This is a genomic window from Acinetobacter sp. AOR14_HL (assembly GCF_027855175.1).
GTDB classification, from domain to species: Bacteria; Pseudomonadota; Gammaproteobacteria; order Pseudomonadales; family Moraxellaceae; genus Acinetobacter; species Acinetobacter calcoaceticus.
Map to the genome: position 1 here is coordinate 93,781 of NZ_JAKTII010000022.1, position 16,466 is coordinate 110,246.

14 protein-coding genes and 1 riboswitch are annotated in these 16,466 nt (G+C 36.9%); of the genes, 10 read left to right on the forward strand and 4 right to left on the reverse strand.

Annotation, left to right across the window (positions count from 1 at the left end; genetic code table 11):
• Positions 1–324: 324 nt before the first annotated feature.
• Positions 325–3,486, forward strand: a complete 3,162-nt coding sequence (locus MKL38_RS18545; protein ID WP_270904060.1) for a hypothetical protein — start codon at positions 325–327, stop codon at positions 3,484–3,486.
• A 701-nt stretch (positions 3,487–4,187) separates the two neighbouring features.
• The gene (locus MKL38_RS18550) at positions 4,188–4,742 is read left to right on the forward strand and encodes a TetR/AcrR family transcriptional regulator (protein ID WP_270904061.1); all 555 of its coding nucleotides are present in this window, start codon (positions 4,188–4,190) and stop codon (positions 4,740–4,742) included.
• A 53-nt stretch (positions 4,743–4,795) separates the two neighbouring features.
• Here the strand turns inward: MKL38_RS18550 and MKL38_RS18555 are convergent, their stop codons facing one another.
• On the reverse strand, positions 4,796–5,029 hold the full coding sequence (locus tag MKL38_RS18555; protein ID WP_003651015.1) for a hypothetical protein: 234 nt from the start codon (positions 5,027–5,029) through the stop codon (positions 4,796–4,798).
• A gap of 362 nt (positions 5,030–5,391) precedes the next feature.
• Entirely contained in the window at positions 5,392–5,823 is a 432-nt protein-coding gene (locus MKL38_RS18560) for an SRPBCC family protein (RefSeq protein ID WP_045125272.1), read from the reverse strand.
• A gap of 229 nt (positions 5,824–6,052) precedes the next feature.
• On the opposite strand from MKL38_RS18560, the gene MKL38_RS18565 reads away from it, so the two are divergent.
• Entirely contained in the window at positions 6,053–7,126 is a 1,074-nt protein-coding gene (locus tag MKL38_RS18565) for an alpha/beta hydrolase (protein ID WP_270904062.1), read from the forward strand.
• A 32-nt stretch (positions 7,127–7,158) separates the two neighbouring features.
• On the opposite strand, the gene yddG is transcribed toward MKL38_RS18565, so the two are convergent.
• Complete coding sequence (gene yddG, locus MKL38_RS18570) at positions 7,159–8,085, reverse strand: aromatic amino acid DMT transporter YddG (protein WP_270904063.1); 927 nt, start codon at positions 8,083–8,085, stop codon at positions 7,159–7,161.
• Positions 8,086–8,289: 204 nt separating this feature from the next.
• Between yddG and MKL38_RS18575 the strand changes: the two genes are divergently transcribed.
• From MKL38_RS18575 to uca, 4 genes are all read left to right on the forward strand, one after another.
• Positions 8,290–9,240 carry a 3-hydroxyacyl-CoA dehydrogenase NAD-binding domain-containing protein gene (locus MKL38_RS18575; RefSeq protein ID WP_270904064.1) on the forward strand — a complete coding sequence of 317 codons (951 nt, stop codon included), beginning with the start codon at positions 8,290–8,292 and terminating at the stop codon, positions 9,238–9,240.
• Between the two features lie 295 nt (positions 9,241–9,535).
• Positions 9,536–9,631: riboswitch (guanidine-I (ykkC/yxkD leader) on the forward strand.
• 28 nt (positions 9,632–9,659) lie between these two features.
• Positions 9,660–10,400, forward strand: coding sequence for an urea amidolyase associated protein UAAP1 (locus MKL38_RS18580; RefSeq protein ID WP_270904065.1), 741 nt, complete (start codon positions 9,660–9,662; stop codon positions 10,398–10,400).
• 15 nt (positions 10,401–10,415) lie between these two features.
• Positions 10,416–11,069 (forward strand): urea amidolyase associated protein UAAP2, encoded by a 654-nt coding sequence (locus tag MKL38_RS18585; protein WP_005041686.1) that lies wholly within the window; start codon positions 10,416–10,418, stop codon positions 11,067–11,069.
• Positions 11,070–11,071: 2 nt separating this feature from the next.
• Positions 11,072–14,677: an urea carboxylase gene (uca, locus tag MKL38_RS18590; protein ID WP_270904066.1), complete on the forward strand. Its 3,606-nt coding sequence runs from the start codon at positions 11,072–11,074 to the stop codon at positions 14,675–14,677.
• 40 nt (positions 14,678–14,717) lie between these two features.
• On the opposite strand, the gene MKL38_RS18595 is transcribed toward uca, so the two are convergent.
• The gene (locus MKL38_RS18595; RefSeq protein ID WP_270904067.1) at positions 14,718–15,254 is read right to left on the reverse strand and encodes an NAD(P)H-dependent oxidoreductase; all 537 of its coding nucleotides are present in this window, start codon (positions 15,252–15,254) and stop codon (positions 14,718–14,720) included.
• A 92-nt stretch (positions 15,255–15,346) separates the two neighbouring features.
• Between MKL38_RS18595 and MKL38_RS18600 the strand changes: the two genes are divergently transcribed.
• The 3 genes from MKL38_RS18600 to MKL38_RS18610 all read left to right on the forward strand — a co-directional run bounded on the left by MKL38_RS18600 (position 15,347) and on the right by MKL38_RS18610 (position 16,455).
• Complete coding sequence (locus MKL38_RS18600) at positions 15,347–15,700, forward strand: winged helix-turn-helix transcriptional regulator (protein WP_270904068.1); 354 nt, start codon at positions 15,347–15,349, stop codon at positions 15,698–15,700.
• A 190-nt stretch (positions 15,701–15,890) separates the two neighbouring features.
• Positions 15,891–16,016, forward strand: a complete 126-nt coding sequence (locus tag MKL38_RS18605; protein WP_017390353.1) for a hypothetical protein — start codon at positions 15,891–15,893, stop codon at positions 16,014–16,016.
• A 4-nt stretch (positions 16,017–16,020) separates the two neighbouring features.
• Positions 16,021–16,455 carry a CopG family ribbon-helix-helix protein gene (locus MKL38_RS18610; RefSeq protein WP_001118705.1) on the forward strand — a complete coding sequence of 145 codons (435 nt, stop codon included), beginning with the start codon at positions 16,021–16,023 and terminating at the stop codon, positions 16,453–16,455.
• Positions 16,456–16,466: the final 11 nt, after the last annotated feature.

Here is a 16,466-nt window from a genome sequence, read left to right on the forward strand (position 1 = left end):
TGAAAGGCCTCTGAATCATTTTGAAGTAAAATTAAAGAAGCTTTGTCTAGGTATTATATTGAATATTAGAACAGTTGAAACAATAAAATTAAAATAGTAGATAAAAGCTTCTTATAAAGCTAATACAAAAGATTTAAAGGTATTACTGCTAATTAAAGGAAAAAGCCTTATTTAGTCTGTCGTTATTTAGGGTTATAGATCTCCAATAAATGTACATCATTCTTAATGAGGAAATTGAATTTTTAGTCTGAATGTGACCTATTTTTTTGCGAATATATTAATTTAAGTTTATAATTTAAAAGACAAAGTATTACATAAGATATCATGCAAACACTTAAGAATAGAATTGAAAAAGAGCTAAAAGAAACACTTTATAAAAATAAAATTTACCAAAAGACAAGGTGGAACGTTTTAGAGCGAAATATCATTCTTTGGTCTACCAATTATAAGAAATATACAGTTCTTATCAGTATCTACTTTGTTCTGATTAGTTGGCTTATATATTTTTTGATCAAGCTTGAAATAACAAAAAGTTATTCAGATTTTTTTCTATCTTGGAAAGAGTTGATTTCGTGGCAAAGTACATTTTTGGGTGCTCAGCTGACAATTGTTTGTGTGGTGTATCCATTGGTCATCAGTTTTATTAGTATTTTTTCTAATCAGAAAACATCGAATAGTGTTATATTTCCAATTTATAAAAAATATTCAGGTTTTATGTTTGCAGGCTTAAGTGGCTTAGCTTTATCAATTTTTATTCTTATAAGTTTTTTCATTCGCTCTTTTTTAGTTGATTCTATTTATTTAGTATTTTGCATTACATCCGCAATATGGCTAATATTTAATATTTTTCTAACGGCATGGTTTTTTAGTAAAACTTTTCTAATAATGAATGATCATTCTAGAGAGGAAATAATTCTTCGATTTTCAATTCAGGAAGCTTGTCGAATCGATATAAGTAAAAGGTTGAAAAATAATTTTATTAAAAATGCACCCTACTATGGATTGATAAAGGAGTTTGATACAAAAAAATTAAAGCTTTTGAGTTTCTCTTGGGATGACTCAGAGATTTTACCTATAGAAATAAAAATTAAGAATAAGTATGAATTGATTAATATTAGATTTTATCTAATTAATTTGGTTATTTACTTGCAAACAAACTATCTTAAATATAGGAAAAAACAAGATCAAAAACTAATATGGGATATTAGAGAAATCGGTGATGAGTTTTATTTGATAGGAAAAACTAAAGGTTTTAGCTTCTTGCCATGCCTTGAATTTCTCTATAATTATTCATTTTCATTTAATAAGAAGATAGCTATTGAAAGTGATGAAGAGTTACTTAATCTTTTTAAAAACTTTATAGATCCTATTCATTTATCTTTAAGGGATAATGATATTCGTGCATTTAAGGAAACCATAGGAAATTTAATTGACTATCATGTGAATGTTGCTTCTGCATTAGAATTTTTTAATGATAATAAAAGAAATGATAATTGGTTGTTATTAACGGATGGTTCAATTTTTGGTAGAAGTTATTTTAATAATTTATTAGTTGAGTATTTTATTATATCAAAAGCATCTGTATTTAAAATAATCGATAATACAGAATTTTATAATGAGATTTTATATTTTCATAAGCGATTATATGGATATAGATCGAGCCTTACAGATGAGGAAATAAAAACACACATTGAACAAAACTATAACTTATGGGAAATTCTTCTAGAGTGGTATTCATTTGAGATTAATAGAAATCCTAGAACTGATAAAAATTATGAAGAAATTCTAAATAAGTTTGTAGGTTCTTGGGAAAGCTGGATTCAATATATTGAACCACCCTTGAAAAGAGATTATAAGAATGAGCAGACTTTATTAGCTTTTAAAACCCATCTTCAATTCACAGCAAAGACTATAATAGCAGCATTATCTTTCAAAAATTCTCGAGCAGTTGGTTGGAGCATTGATATGCTAAATCATTGGTTAGAGAAATTTACGAGTAGATCCACTTTTTATGATAGCTATATGTGGAATTCTACTATATTAAACATTTCTATGCTTAATATACCTGAGACTGATTTTATTTGGAATATAATTACTGGTTCAGAAAAATACTCTAGAGAAACTGCTTATCAGCTTGCTTTTCAAAACTATCATTTTGACTTAAGATTAATAACAGCTTGTTATTTGCTGAAAAAGAGTAGTTTCTTATCTATAGATATTATAAAAGAAATGATAGATGCATTATTAATGGGGCGGAGAATACATCCAACATCTATATCTGAAAATCTTGAATCGATTTCAAATGCTGGAAAGTTGGTAGAAACTTATATCAGGCATAGGGACTATTCTCAAAGTAAAGAGAATTCATATCAATCATTGCTTAACCAAATTATAGAGAATTATAGTAATTTATTTAAAGATCAACTCATAACTGGACGAACATATATGGGTTCAGTTGAAGGAGTAAATAGCTTGAAGGATAGTTATATAGAAATTGCACTATCACTTTCTAAAAATCAATGGGACTTGTCTTCTAAATTTTATCAGCTTCTTTCCACTAAATTTTATAATTTAGCTGATATTAATTATATTATTCTTGATTTAGAATCATGGATTTTTACATTGAATAAATGGCAAGAAGAAAATTATAAATATATATTATTCGAAGATGATGTGTTTTCTGATCTTAAAGAAAATTTTATAAAATCAATCGAAAATATTATTGAAAAATTAAAAAATAAAAATAATAAGTCTATTATCGATGCTCCTATTGATCCAGAGAAAATCTTAGCATTATCTAAAATTGCATCTAGTATAATTCAAGATAAAAAAGCATCTTATCCTTTTAATTTATTTGAATTTATTGAAAGTAAATCTAATGATTTTAAAAGTGGAATTTTTACTTTTGAAAACTATGAGAAAAAATATATTGCTGATGGAGTTACTAGTGAAGTTGTAATTAATGAGGAAGAGTGGATTAAGGATGGTATTTTAAGGCATTTAAAAAAATCTATTATATCTAAAATATTAAAACTCCCGATTTCTTATACTTATTCAAGTACATCTATAGAAGAGATTCTTCAAGTAATTACTGTACAAATTAGTGAAATTGAAGAACCTATTCTTTTAGTTGGTAATCAAAAATTAAAGAATATACTTCGTCGCTATAAATGGAATAAAAATGAAGCTATGCCTATACACTTTAAAAATAGTAGTAATGATGGTTATATTTGTCATATTGGTGAATGTGAAGTATATGATCTTTTTTTTGATGATATAGATTATATTCTTTTAACCAGTAAAAGTATTTTTGAATCTTTAAGTTTTTATCAGTATAAAAGATCGGAATTCTTTGATGTTTTATTTGATTTAAAAAATCCAAATGATCTTACTGGTGACTTAGTGTTTAAATATGAAATGGCATTGAAATTTAAAGAAAATTATAAAATTTTCAGATTTAATCTAAATATAGTGAATGAAACTTGAAAAATCCTTATATTTGAATTGCTAAAGTAGTAAGCCCAAAAGATACGACATGTAATTAGGCTCTTAAAATAACTCTACCTAATCCCAAGCCATTACTCAGACTGTAATGGCTTTTTTATTCCCGCAACCGCTCTACTTTAATACAAATGTCATTTCCTACGCTTGACGATAACAAAAGCGAATACTATCCTTTGCGGGCTGGCCTACATTGCTAGCGGGTTTTAGCAGACCCTATCTAACAAAGACGATATACGAAACCTAGTTTTGTGTATCGTGAACTCGTTCGCCCCCTTTTTCTCTACGGTAGGGCGGAAGGGGGACACCTTCGGGTGTGCTGGTTTCTTTGTTGCCAGTCTGCTAACCCTCTTTCGTCCTGCCACCATCATTTAGCAGTGATCGGTAGGATTTCTTTTGTTAACAAAGGAGTCCGCTATGCGTACTAATTCTTCTCAATTTTTGGCCTTTGCCAAAATCTCTCTACCCATACCAATTAAACAGTCTATAAAACGGTTTAATCGACTCTAGGTTTTCTACGCCTTAAGAATCGTTACGACTAAAAAATCATAGCAACAATAAACCCGAGATAGCTTAGGGCACATTTTTGTGCGGCTTATCCATGCCTGTTTTTTAGCACTCATTTTAAGAGTGACGGCATTTCTATCTCTTTTAGATACAACAAAAAATTATTTTAAGCGGTATACATGAAAAATTTAGAATCTTCATTTAGAGCGCTGCGCGTGCTTCACGCAGCAAAAGATTTATTTAATCAAGATGGCTTTCATAAGGTCGGTGTTGACCGAATTATTGCGGAATCCAAAATTCCCAAAGCTACTTTCTATAATGACTTTCACTCAAAAGAACGACTGATCGAGATGTGTCTGACTTTTCAAAAAGATGCGCTCAAAGTAAAAGTGTTCTCCATTCTTAATTCATACAAAGAGCAAATGGTGCTTGATAAACTCAAGCAGATTTACCTTTTACATGCTGACTTAAATGGTTTTTATCATTTGCCCTTTAAAGCAATTTTTGAAATTGAAAAGCTCTACCCAAAAGCCTATAGCGTGGTGATTGAATATAGAACTTGGCTAATCAACGAAATTTATAAACTGCTTTTAACCGTCAAAACTACGGCTTCAATGAAAGACGCCCACATGTTTTTGTTCGTGATTGATGGGGCAATGGTTCAGCTTTTAAGTAAAAACAGTGTAGATGAGCGAGACAAGTTACTAAATTATTTTTTAATAATGCTCTCTTAGCTCTAAATCCACACACTTTTTAAAAGTAAAAAGCCCGTCATTGGGCTTTTTATTTATTCGAGCTCTAGTTGATCGTCATCTTTAGTGACTTTGATTTTCATCTTTTTATATTTACGTTTGTTTGGATCTAAAGCAGAGTTTGTTACTTCATCAGCAAATTTTGGATTCTGCATGAGTTTGGCATAGGCTCTGTAACCTATACGAATTCTGGTAGGTGGACAATCTGTTCTTTTGGAATAATATTCAATAAGCGAATTTAATTCCTTTAACAAACTCTGATGTTCCATTGTATTGCTTATTTTCTATTAATTAGTAAGTTATTTTCAGCATACTAAACTTTAGAAAATTTCTAAAGATGTAGTTGATATACATCATTTTTAATAAGTGTTAATTGAATTGCATTTATTTTGTTAAGAGTGAATTAATTTGCATTTTATTTGGTATTTTTGATTTCTTTTTAATCAAACAGTCATAACCAAGGTGTAAATTAATGGTAGAAAAAGAAAATAGATAGAAGATTGCCACGAACAATAACTATTTAAGCAATTTTCTCACACTGTGGTATTAAGCTGACTTTAACGAGTCGGCTTTTGTTTTTGTGGACCAATAAAAAGCCCTAGATCGGGCCTTTTACTTTTTAAGTTAGCGATTAAAACTTAAGTTTTTTAAGTCCGCGGCTTACGCCATTTTGTAAAGCTGCTTTAATGATGGGGCCAAGAAAAGGCACTCGACCTTTAAAGCTAATGGTGTAATCCAAACGAGTACGGTTGTTTCCCAAATCAATAAACTTCATTACACCACGGTGACCTTTAATTGGGCTAATACCGCTTGTGATTGCATATTCGATCAGTTCATTTTCTTTGTAGACTAAATTTGTTTCTACAAATGAAGGTGTAAATGGTATAGACATTTTACGAGCAGAACCCACACCATTACGAGCGTCTTTTCCGTTGCTAATGCGAGTCACTTTAGCAGGAGCGAAAAGTTTGCTTAGGTTTTCATGTTCACTCAAGACTGCAAAGACCTTGTCTACGGGTGCATCAAATTCTTGTACGATGTTGATTTTTTGAGTTTTTAACATCTTATTTCCTCTGAAAATAATTTTGACATTGGTGATTGTCAGAATTTGGATATTAGCACGCTTTGGGCAATGGGGGAATTCTACTTCATCGGAGTTTTAAGTCTTTAGCACTCAGACCCTGAATTTATCAATTGACCTAAATACTAAAACATCTGCTCTAACCTAACATGGTTAATTAAAATTTAAACGCCTAATATCTATGCTTGGGATAAGAACGAGTACAACAAAAATGAATGCTGTTCAACCAACAAAGCCCGCAGGCGTTATGCGGTATTTAATAAGTAAAATAAGTGTAATAGGTCTAATGGTCTGTGTCACAAGTGCATCTGCCGCTAAAGAAATAAAATCAGGAGATTCGGCAATGGGTTATCAAAATCAAGCTGCTTGGCAACAAATTGAACAATTTCTTCCTCACGAATTTCATATTCCTAAAGAGCAGTTACCAAAAGAAGAATGGTGGGCTTGGAATGGTAATAACATCCATTTGGATACTTATCGAAATCCAAATGCAAAAATTAAAGTGATTTTATTTCATGGTGTAGGTACGAATGGCCGACAAATGTCGATGATTTTAGGTAAACCATTGGCTGATCGGGCATATGAAACAATTGCAGTCGATATGCCGGGCTATGGTGTCACTCAAGTTAGCAAAGGCAAGGTTATTAGCTATAACGATTGGGTGCAGGCTGGTAGTGATTTAATTGATATTGAATTAGCAAAAGATAGTCGTCCGGTTGTGCTGTATGGCTTAAGCGCAGGTGGAATGCTGACGTATCACGTTGCAGCTAAGAATAAAAAAGTGAAAGCAATTGTTGGAATGACCTTTCTTGACACAAGTAGTCAGAAGGTTACAGACACTGTAGCAAGTAACTTATTTATGAGTCGAGTAGGGACACCAATTGCGCATTTGACTGCAAAAACACCTCTGGCCTCAATGCGGATTCCAATGAGCTGGGCAAGTAAAATGAGTACTTTGGTGAACAATAAAGAGGCTTTAAAGGCCTTTATGAAAGATAAAACTTCGGCTGGTAACTCGGTTTCACTCACATTTTTAGACTCATATATACATTACAAACCTGAAGTGACGCCTGAAGAGTTTGATGTGTGCCCAGTATTGTTAACTCAACCGGAAAAAGACCGTTGGACTTCACTTGACTTAAGTACACCATTTCTTAGCCGTATTCAGAAGGTACCTGTAAAAACCGTAATATTGGAAAATGCAGGGCATTACCCATTAGAGCAACCGGGTTTATCTCAAATGGTTGATGCCATTGATAGCTTTTACAGCACTACGGTGAAATAACGAGTAATTGTGACTCGTTTTAATTCTGCTCGTTACGGTTTTTTATTTCTTAATTTTTTAAAGAAAGGTTGAATCACAGACCAGTTGGTTGAAATCCAGCAAATAAATGAACCAGCCGTAACCATGGCTGTTCCTTGCCAAAAGCTTAAGGACAATTGAGTTTGTAAAACAAACATCGCCAAAATAGATGAAATAATAGGGGTGAAATACGAGGCAACCACAAGCATGGTAATGTTTCCATGAATGATGCCAATGTTCCATGCCGCATAGCCAAAGCCAATTGCAGCGGATGCAACTAAAAGGGTGATTACAGTTGGAATATCCATTGAAGGAATGGCAAATTGCCCAGAGAGAAGCAGCTTGAGCCATAGTGTGAGTGCGACACAAACAAAGAAAATAGAGATCGGGTTTTGCCCATTACTCATTTTTTTGGTGAGTACACAGTAAAAAGCCCAAATAATGGCACCTACAAATGCCAAAATATAGCTCAGAGGGTTGCTATGCAAATTATCGACAATGCTACTTAGACTAAAATCACCGCTTCCAGTTTGAATAAAAATAATGCCGGAAATTGAAATAAGCAAGCCGAGAATAATAAGAAAATTAAACTTTAATTCCTTAAAAATAACAAAAGCCAAAACCGTTAAACTCGGCCACAGATAATTAACAATGCTGACTTCAATTGCCTGTTGAGGGCTTTGAGAGTAAGCAATTGCAAATGAAAAACACAGTTCGTAAGCAACGAACAGGACTGTACCTAATATTAAATATTTTTTAGAAATCTGCTTAAAGTCTGGAACTTTGAAAATGGCAAGCAACAGTAGCGCACTTAAAGAATAAATAAGCGTAACACCTAGCTCAGGTCCAATGGCGGCACTGACTTGTTTCATCAGACCGACCATAGATGCCCACATGAGAATGGCGCTTAGACCAATCAATGTTGCTAGATTTTTTGACATAAAATTCAGTAAATAACGGTTAGAAAATGGTAAAAGATTAAGCTGTGCTGGCGAAAGGAATAAATTTTCAAGATAGGGAATATAGGACAAATTATATAAAATATAAACAATTAAATTTATTGATTGGTTGAATCTGCTATGTTTGTTTAAGCATTCAATTGGGTAAAGAAATTTCGAATAAAACAACATTTTTACGAGGAAAATATGGAAGTTATTAAAACGGTTGGTGTGGTAGGAGCAGGCGTAATTGGAGCAAGTTGGACCGCCTTATTTTTATATAAAGGATTTAAAGTTAAGGTTTATGACCTGTATCCTATAGATGAAGCGATTTTTAAAAAAAGAATATACGCAAATTTAAATGATTTATTGGCTTTGGATGGAAACTCTGAATACACCCATTCTCTACAAGATGTACTGCTTCATCTGGAAATTTCTAATCACTTAAAAGATGCAGTTTCAGATGTAGATTTTATTCAAGAAAATGCCCCTGAACGTCTGGATGTAAAACAAAAGCTATATCAAGAAATCACATCATATTGCCCTGAACACACCATTATTGCTTCAAGTTCGTCAGGCTTAAAAGTGTCTGATTTTCAAAAAGAGGCCAAACATCCTGAACGTATTTTACTAGGGCATCCTTTTAATCCGCCTCATCTTTTACCTTTGGTTGAGATTGTTGGTGGTAATTTGACGTCTCCACAAATTTTAAAACAGGCTTCCGAGTTCTATAAACAATTGGGCAAGAATCCAATCGTTTTAAATAAAGAAGTCAAAGGGCATGTAGCAAACCGCTTGCAAGCTGCGCTATGGCGAGAAGCCTTTTCACTGGTTGAACAAGGCGTGTGCTCTGCCGAAGATGTCGATGTCGCGATTACTAGTGGGCCGGGTTTAAGATGGGCACTATTTGGCCCCTATATTAATATGCAGCTTGCAAACCAAAAGGGCTTTAAAGAGGCGATTCATCATTTAGGCCCACCAATGACAGAATGGTGGAACGATATGCAAGCATTTCAACATTCTGATGAGACAACAGACTTATTAGAAACACAAACCAACCAGCTGTTAACACAATATGAAGATATCGATTTATACCAAACCAGAGATAAAGGATTGGTGGATATCTTAAAGCTCAGACAGCAGCTCAAGTTAGATTAAGCCCAGTCTCTATGGCAGAGCCAATCATTTTACTGTAGAGATGATTGGCTTTTTGTTAGATCAATAAGAAAAACATTCCTAATTAAAATTGCTGTGCATTCATTAAATATTATTCAAATCCCTATTGAGATAATTACTGCGGTGTCGATGCGGTACTGATGCTATGAAATGCACAATTTTTAGTGCAGCTTTTTACTTTGTATTTTAAACCGCACCCAAATTGCTCAAATTTAGTATTACTTTTAATCAAAAACGTAATACTAAGCTGGCATGTCCTTTGCATAGTCATAAACAATCAAAAGTGATCTAGGGTTCCGATACTTCATGTATGACTGGACCGAGAGTTCACGGTTCCTAGCGAACTACACGGAGGGATAAAAGCCCGGGAGGAAGTCTAAAACTATCCGACAGGAGTAGCTATGAACACTGCAAATTATCATAACAATCAGGCGATTTGGACCGAACTTTTACCCGGTGGACATCACTGGTCGGGCCGTATTCAAAAGGGAACCATTCTTAGATTTAAATCACTTGGCGCGCAAGCAAACGTTTCTTTGTTTTGTGTAAATGCTGCCGATGTGCTTGAACGCTTTAACATGCCTGACAGTTTAAAAGGGCAACACACAGCCTATTTAAAAGCTTCCAATGTACTGTATTCAGACCTTGGCCGTGTCATGGCTTCAATTGTTCATGATGATCATGGTTGGAACGATGCACTCTGTGGTCCAAGCCGACCAGAACAAATTGAAAAGCAATTCGGTACTTGTACATTTCAAGATGCCCGCAATGATATGTACCAAAACGGCTTAGATAGCCTACTCATTGAAATGTGTAAATACGGACTTGCCAGCCAAGACCTTAGTGCCGCCGTTAATCTATTTTCTAAAGTTGCGGCAGATGAAAGTGGTGCTTTGTCCTATGTCAGTTCTGACAACACCGATCAAACTATTGAACTGCGTTTTGAAATGGACTGCCTGCTATTTTTATCTGCCGCGCCGCATGGTCTAGACACCAGCCCAAGCTATCAACCCGCCGATATTCAACTCAGTTTATTTAAAGCCAATCCTTTAACAGATAGCGATATTTGTCGTGATGCGTGTTCGCAAAATCAGCGTGCGTTTCAAAACACAGCCCGCTACTACGCACTTAACAATATTTAAATCAGGAGAAGCATCATGACAGTTTTACAATCATTTGAAAAAGCAGTTTTAAATGAGGTTTGTCCTGCGGGTGAAGCGTGGATGTGCGAGGTTAAAAAGGGCCAATATTTTCGAATTATTGATCTTGAGGGAAACCAAGCGGTCGATACTTTGTTTATGAGCGCCGAAAACCCAACTGAGCGTTATAGTGCAATGGATACCTTGGCGATCAACCAACACATTTATTTAGAAAAGGGTACGAAGCTCTATAGTAACTTTGGCCGCCCAATTGCGGTTATTCACGATGATAACTGTGGGCGTCATGACACGATTGGTGGTGCCTGTTCATGTGAAAGTAATACAGTTCGCTATGCACATGAAACTTATCCTATGCATAGTTGCCGGAACAATTTTATGTATGCCTTGGCAAAACATCCCATTGCAAAAAAGCATGGGTTAAATGTCCGTCATATCGGCCCAAATATTAACTTTTTTATGAATGTGCCTGTTACGCCAGACGGTCAGCTTAAATTTGATGATGGAATTTCAGCACCAGGTAAATATGTAGAAGTTCGGGCAGAAATGGATTTAATTGTTTTAATTTCCAATTGTCCGCAGCTGAACAACCCATGTAATGCCTATAACCCAACCAAAATTCAACTGGTTGTCCGTGAAGCGGAAGGGGTGTAAGCATGTTTAAAAAAGTTCTAATTGCTAACCGCGGTGCAATTGCCTGTCGCGTAATTCGTACCCTTAAAAAACTCGGTATTGCTTCGGTTGCAGTTTACTCCGAAGCCGACCGTGATTCTTTACACGTGACTTTGGCCGATGAAGCTTTTCTGATTGGTCCTGCTCCTGCTCATCAAAGCTATTTAAATATTGAAAAAATCCTTGAGGTTGCAAAACAGTCGGGGGCAGAAGCCATTCACCCCGGTTATGGTTTTTTGTCTGAAAATGCCGAGTTCTGTGATTTGTGTGAAAGCCAAGGCATTGCTTTTATTGGGCCAACTTCAAGCCAAATGCTCGATTTTGGTTTAAAACATACGGCCCGTGAACTCGCTATTAAAAGCAACGTGCCTTTACTTCCGGGTAGTTCACTACTTGCAGACGAAGCTGAAGCTTTAACTGAAGCGGCCCGTATTGGTTATCCGGTCATGCTTAAAAGTACCGCGGGTGGCGGTGGTATTGGCATGCGTTTGGTCTGGAATGAAACCGAATTAAAAGATGCCTATCAAACCGTATCTTATTTAGCGCAGGTCAATTTTAAAGATGCGGGTTTGTACTTAGAGAAATTTGTACAACATGCGCGCCATATTGAAGTTCAAATTTTTGGTGATGGACAAGGGCAAGTGTTAGCTTTGGGGGAGCGTGATTGTTCGGTGCAACGCCGTAATCAGAAAGTCATTGAAGAAACACCAGCGCCTCACTTAAATGAACAGCAACGTGACTACCTTCAAAAAGTTGCCATTCACCTGATGCAGTCGGTGAACTATCGCTCGGCAGGCACAGTTGAGTTTGTCATGGACACTGAAACCCAAGAATTTTATTTCTTAGAGGTCAACACGCGTTTGCAAGTTGAGCACGGCGTGACCGAGCAAGTGTTTGGTGTCGATTTAGTTGAGTGGATGGTCACCTTGGCAAGTGGCGACTGGTCAGCACCAACAGAAAAGTTAGAACCAACAGGACATTCTATTCAGGTTCGTCTTTATGCCGAAGACCCGATTAAACAGTTCCAGCCGAGTGCTGGCTTACTTACCCATGTTAAATTTGACCCGCAAGCACGAGTCGAAACATGGGTAGAAACAGGTTCAACCGTATCGTCTTTTTATGACCCGATGATTGCCAAAATCATTGTGACTGCTGCAACACGGGACCAAGCCATACAGACAATGAGTGCTAGTCTTGCAAATACACAAGTGGCTGGCATTGAAACCAATTTGGAGTATTTGCAAAACATTATTGCTTGCGATGTGTTTGCTTTAGGTACTCAAACCACCCGATTTTTAAATACTTTTGAATGGAAAACTCAAAAAATTGAGGTGTTGCAAGCTGGTATTCAAACCGCCATTCAAGACGTAACAGGTCGACTAGGTTATTGGGATGTCGGTGTACCGCCATCAGGTGCGATCGATCCACTCAGTTTAACTGTGGCAAACCAGCTTCTAGCCAATGAACCAAATACGGCAGGGCTTGAGTGTACCTTGCAAGGGCCAGCTTTAAGGTTTCACTGCGATAGCCAAATTGTGATTACCGGCGGTGATATGCCTTCAAAACTTGATGGTGAACATGTACCGATGTGGCAAACCATCAATGTGAAAAAAGGCCAGATTTTAAAGTGCGGCATCATTCGTTCAGGTTGCCGTAGCTATATTGGCGTTAAAGGTGGTTTCGATGTTCCTGAGTATTTGGGGTCACAAGCAACTTTTACTTTAGGGCAGTTTGGTGGGCATGCAGGACGTAATTTATTAATTGGTGACATGCTGCCGATTACTGAATATTCAACTCACTCGACCACTGCATTGGCTCAAGCACAAATTCCTAGCTTTACCCAAAACTGGGAAATCGCAGTGATGTATGGTCCACATGGCGCACCAGACTTTTTCACTAAACAAGATATTGATACCTTCTTTGCCAATGAGTTCGAAATTCACTATAACTCAAGCCGCACAGGCATTCGCTTAATTGGCCCAAAACCTGAGTGGGCACGTGAAGACGGCGGTGAGGCAGGCTTACATCCATCCAATATTCACGACAATGCTTATGCCATTGGGGCAATTGATTTTACGGGAGATATGCCAATTATTTTGGGTCCGGATGGTCCGAGCTTAGGCGGCTTTGTATGTCCCGCGGTAGTCATTCATTCCGAGCTTTGGAAAATCGGGCAACTTAAAGCAGGCGATAAAGTCAAATTTGTGCCTGTGAGTTATGCGCAAGCGAAAGCACTTGATCAACAATATCATCAAAGCTTAATCTCGACTAATATAACTCACATTGATTTTAATCCAGCCATTCAAGCAGAACCCGATACTCTAAAAGATGCAGTTTTAGCAACTTTAGAGGGTGAAGCCGACTTACCAAGTGTGACCTATCGACCAGCTGGAAATAGCTATTTGTTGGTGGAATATGGCGAGTTGGTACTCGATCTGAATTTACGCTTCCGTATTCATGCACTCATGCAATGGGTCAAAGATCAAAACATTCAGGGCATTATTGACCTAACACCGGGCATTCGTTCACTACAAATTCATTTTGATTCAATCCAGCTCGATCAACTTGAGCTTTTACAGAAACTTCAACAAGCAGAAGCCGAGTTACCCGACATTCAAAATATGCAGGTTTCTTCACGGACTGTCTATTTGCCTTTAGCTTGGGAAGATTCACAAACTCAACTCGCAACCGAGCGCTATACGCAAATTGTTCGTCCAGATGCACCGTGGTGCCCGGATAACGTCGAGTTTATTCGCCGTATTAATGGTTTAGCTTCAAAGCAAGCGGTTAAAGATGTGGTTTACAGTGCAAATTATTTAGTTATGGGTTTAGGCGATGTGTATTTGGGCGCGCCAGTTGCGACACCACTCGACCCACGCCAACGGTTAGTCACTACAAAATATAACCCTGCGCGAACTTGGACACCTGAAAATGCCGTGGGTATCGGTGGTGCCTATATGTGTGTGTACGGTATGGAAGGGCCGGGTGGCTACCAGTTTGTTGGCCGTACTACCCAAATGTGGAGTCGTTACCGTAAAAATGCCGACTTCGAAGATGGCAAACCGTGGCTACTGCGCTTTTTTGACCAAGTTAAGTTTTATGAAGTCTCTGAGACTAAACTTCTGCAAATGCGTGAAGACTTTAAGGCAGGCCGTCTACAACTTCGCATTGAAGATGGTGTGCTCAATTTAAAAGAATACAACGAGTTTTTAAAAACACATCAAGACAGCATTCAAGCCTTTAAAGACATGCAACAAGCCAATTTTGAGGCTGAACGACGCCGTTGGCATGAAGCCGGTTTGCAAGAATATATCTCTGAAAGCCTAGATGCAGTTGATGAAGGTGAAACCGTAGTTATTCCTGAAGGGGGCTGTGCAGTTGAGTCGCATATGCCGGGGTCAATCTGGAAAATCGAATGCGCGTCGGGAGATATTGTTGAAGAAGGTGCAACTCTTGCGGTGATTGAGGCAATGAAAATTGAAATCCCGATTATTGCCCCCGAACGCATGAAGGTTGAAACCATTACCATTGAAAAAGGGCAAACTGTAAAAACGGGACAAGTGCTATTTACCTTGGCACCTGTCGCTTAAACCCAAAAGAGGGCATCGATATTGATGCTCTCTTTAAACCTTATGCTTCGGTCAAATGCTTTAATACTTTATGACCATGTTCAACCGCTTCTAATTTAATTTTCGACTCTGGATTACCTGATAAAGGTGATACGTCATAAAGCAAGTAAGTGGCGCTTAACTGCATTTGCGTATATTGAATTGAATATTGAACCGCTTTTAAAAAGCTATCGATTAAGTTTTCTTGGTCGTTCACCATGTTTGCTTCTGTTTGGCCGACCGTCATACTAATAATGACTTTTTTGTCTTTTAATTTATCGCCCTGAGAGCCATAAGCAAACTGATAAGTAAAAACTTCATCAAACCATAATTTCAAAATTGCCGGCATATTAAACCAGAACATTGGATATTGCAGAATGATGGTGTCGTGGCGTAACAACGCTTCTTGTTCAGCACTTACATCAATTTGATAGTCCGGATAGAGCTGGAAAATATCTCGCACTTCAAGGTCCGGATAGGTTTTTATAAGTTCATTCACTATCGTTTTATTTGCAATTGATTGAGCGTAGTAGGGATGGGCCAAAATAAGTAAAGCCATAATAATGCCTTGTAGCTATAAAAATCATAGTCACTATAATTTTTATAGTATGGGTGTACAATAACTATCAAAGTTGATAGGTGGCGTTAAAAGTGGCAAATACTGAAAATAAATGTGAAATCACCATGAATGGAAAAACGTATCCATGTCATATCAGTATGGCTATGGATTTGGTGGGTGGAAAATGGAAAGGCGTTATTATGTATTATCTAAAAGATGGGCCAAAACGCTTTAATGAAATCAATCAATTAATGCCAACCATCACTGAAATGACTTTAAGCCTCCAACTTAAACAGCTAGAGCAAAGTGGCTTAATATCCAGAACTGTTTATGGTGAAAAAGCACCGATTAAGGTGGTTTATGAAATGACCGAATTGGGCCAGACTTTCAAGCCTGTTTTAGAGTCTTTATCGGTATGGGCACATACGATGATTAGTCCGAAATAACATTAAAAAATTAGTTTTTAAAACTTAAATATTAGCCCTATCTCTGTGCATGGGGCTTTTTTTTGCCCAAAAATCACTCACAAATTTCTGCCCAGCCTATCAAAACCACGCTTTAAAACTGGCACATTTTCTGCATCTCTTATCAGTAATACAAAAACTGAATTTGGTAATACCAAGCTAGAGGTGCGATATGAACGATGTAAAACCCGTGGCTCAACCAAAGCAAACTTTAAAAGCCTTTTTAGTCGAATTGCTCAGCGTTCGCGCAGGCGTATATATCAAACAAAACAATTATCCGACTAAAACAAAAGGATAAGACTGTGGCAAAACAAAAGTTAGCTCGAATCAGTATTACCGTGCCTGAAACGACACTCAACGCACTCGACCAAAAAATTGTCGAGCAGAACTATGAAAGTCGCTCGCAAGCAATTGTCGACATGATTAATAAACACCTGATTGCAGAGCAGGCACAGGCCAATGAAGTCATGGTGGGCACCTTGACGCTGCTTTACGACGCTAGCCAGATGACCTTGCGTAATCAATTGGTTGATTTACAACAACAGTTTTTAGCACAGGTAATTAGTTCACTTCATATCCAGCTCGACCAGCAAAAGATATTGCAAGTCATGCTAATGCAGGGCGCAAGTTCTGAGCTTAGACAAATTAGCCAGCAATTTATTGTGCTGAAAGGGGTAATTAAAGGGCATTTAGAACTGATGGATGCCGTGATGCCGCCTATACAGCAAAATGACTAAATGAGGAGTAG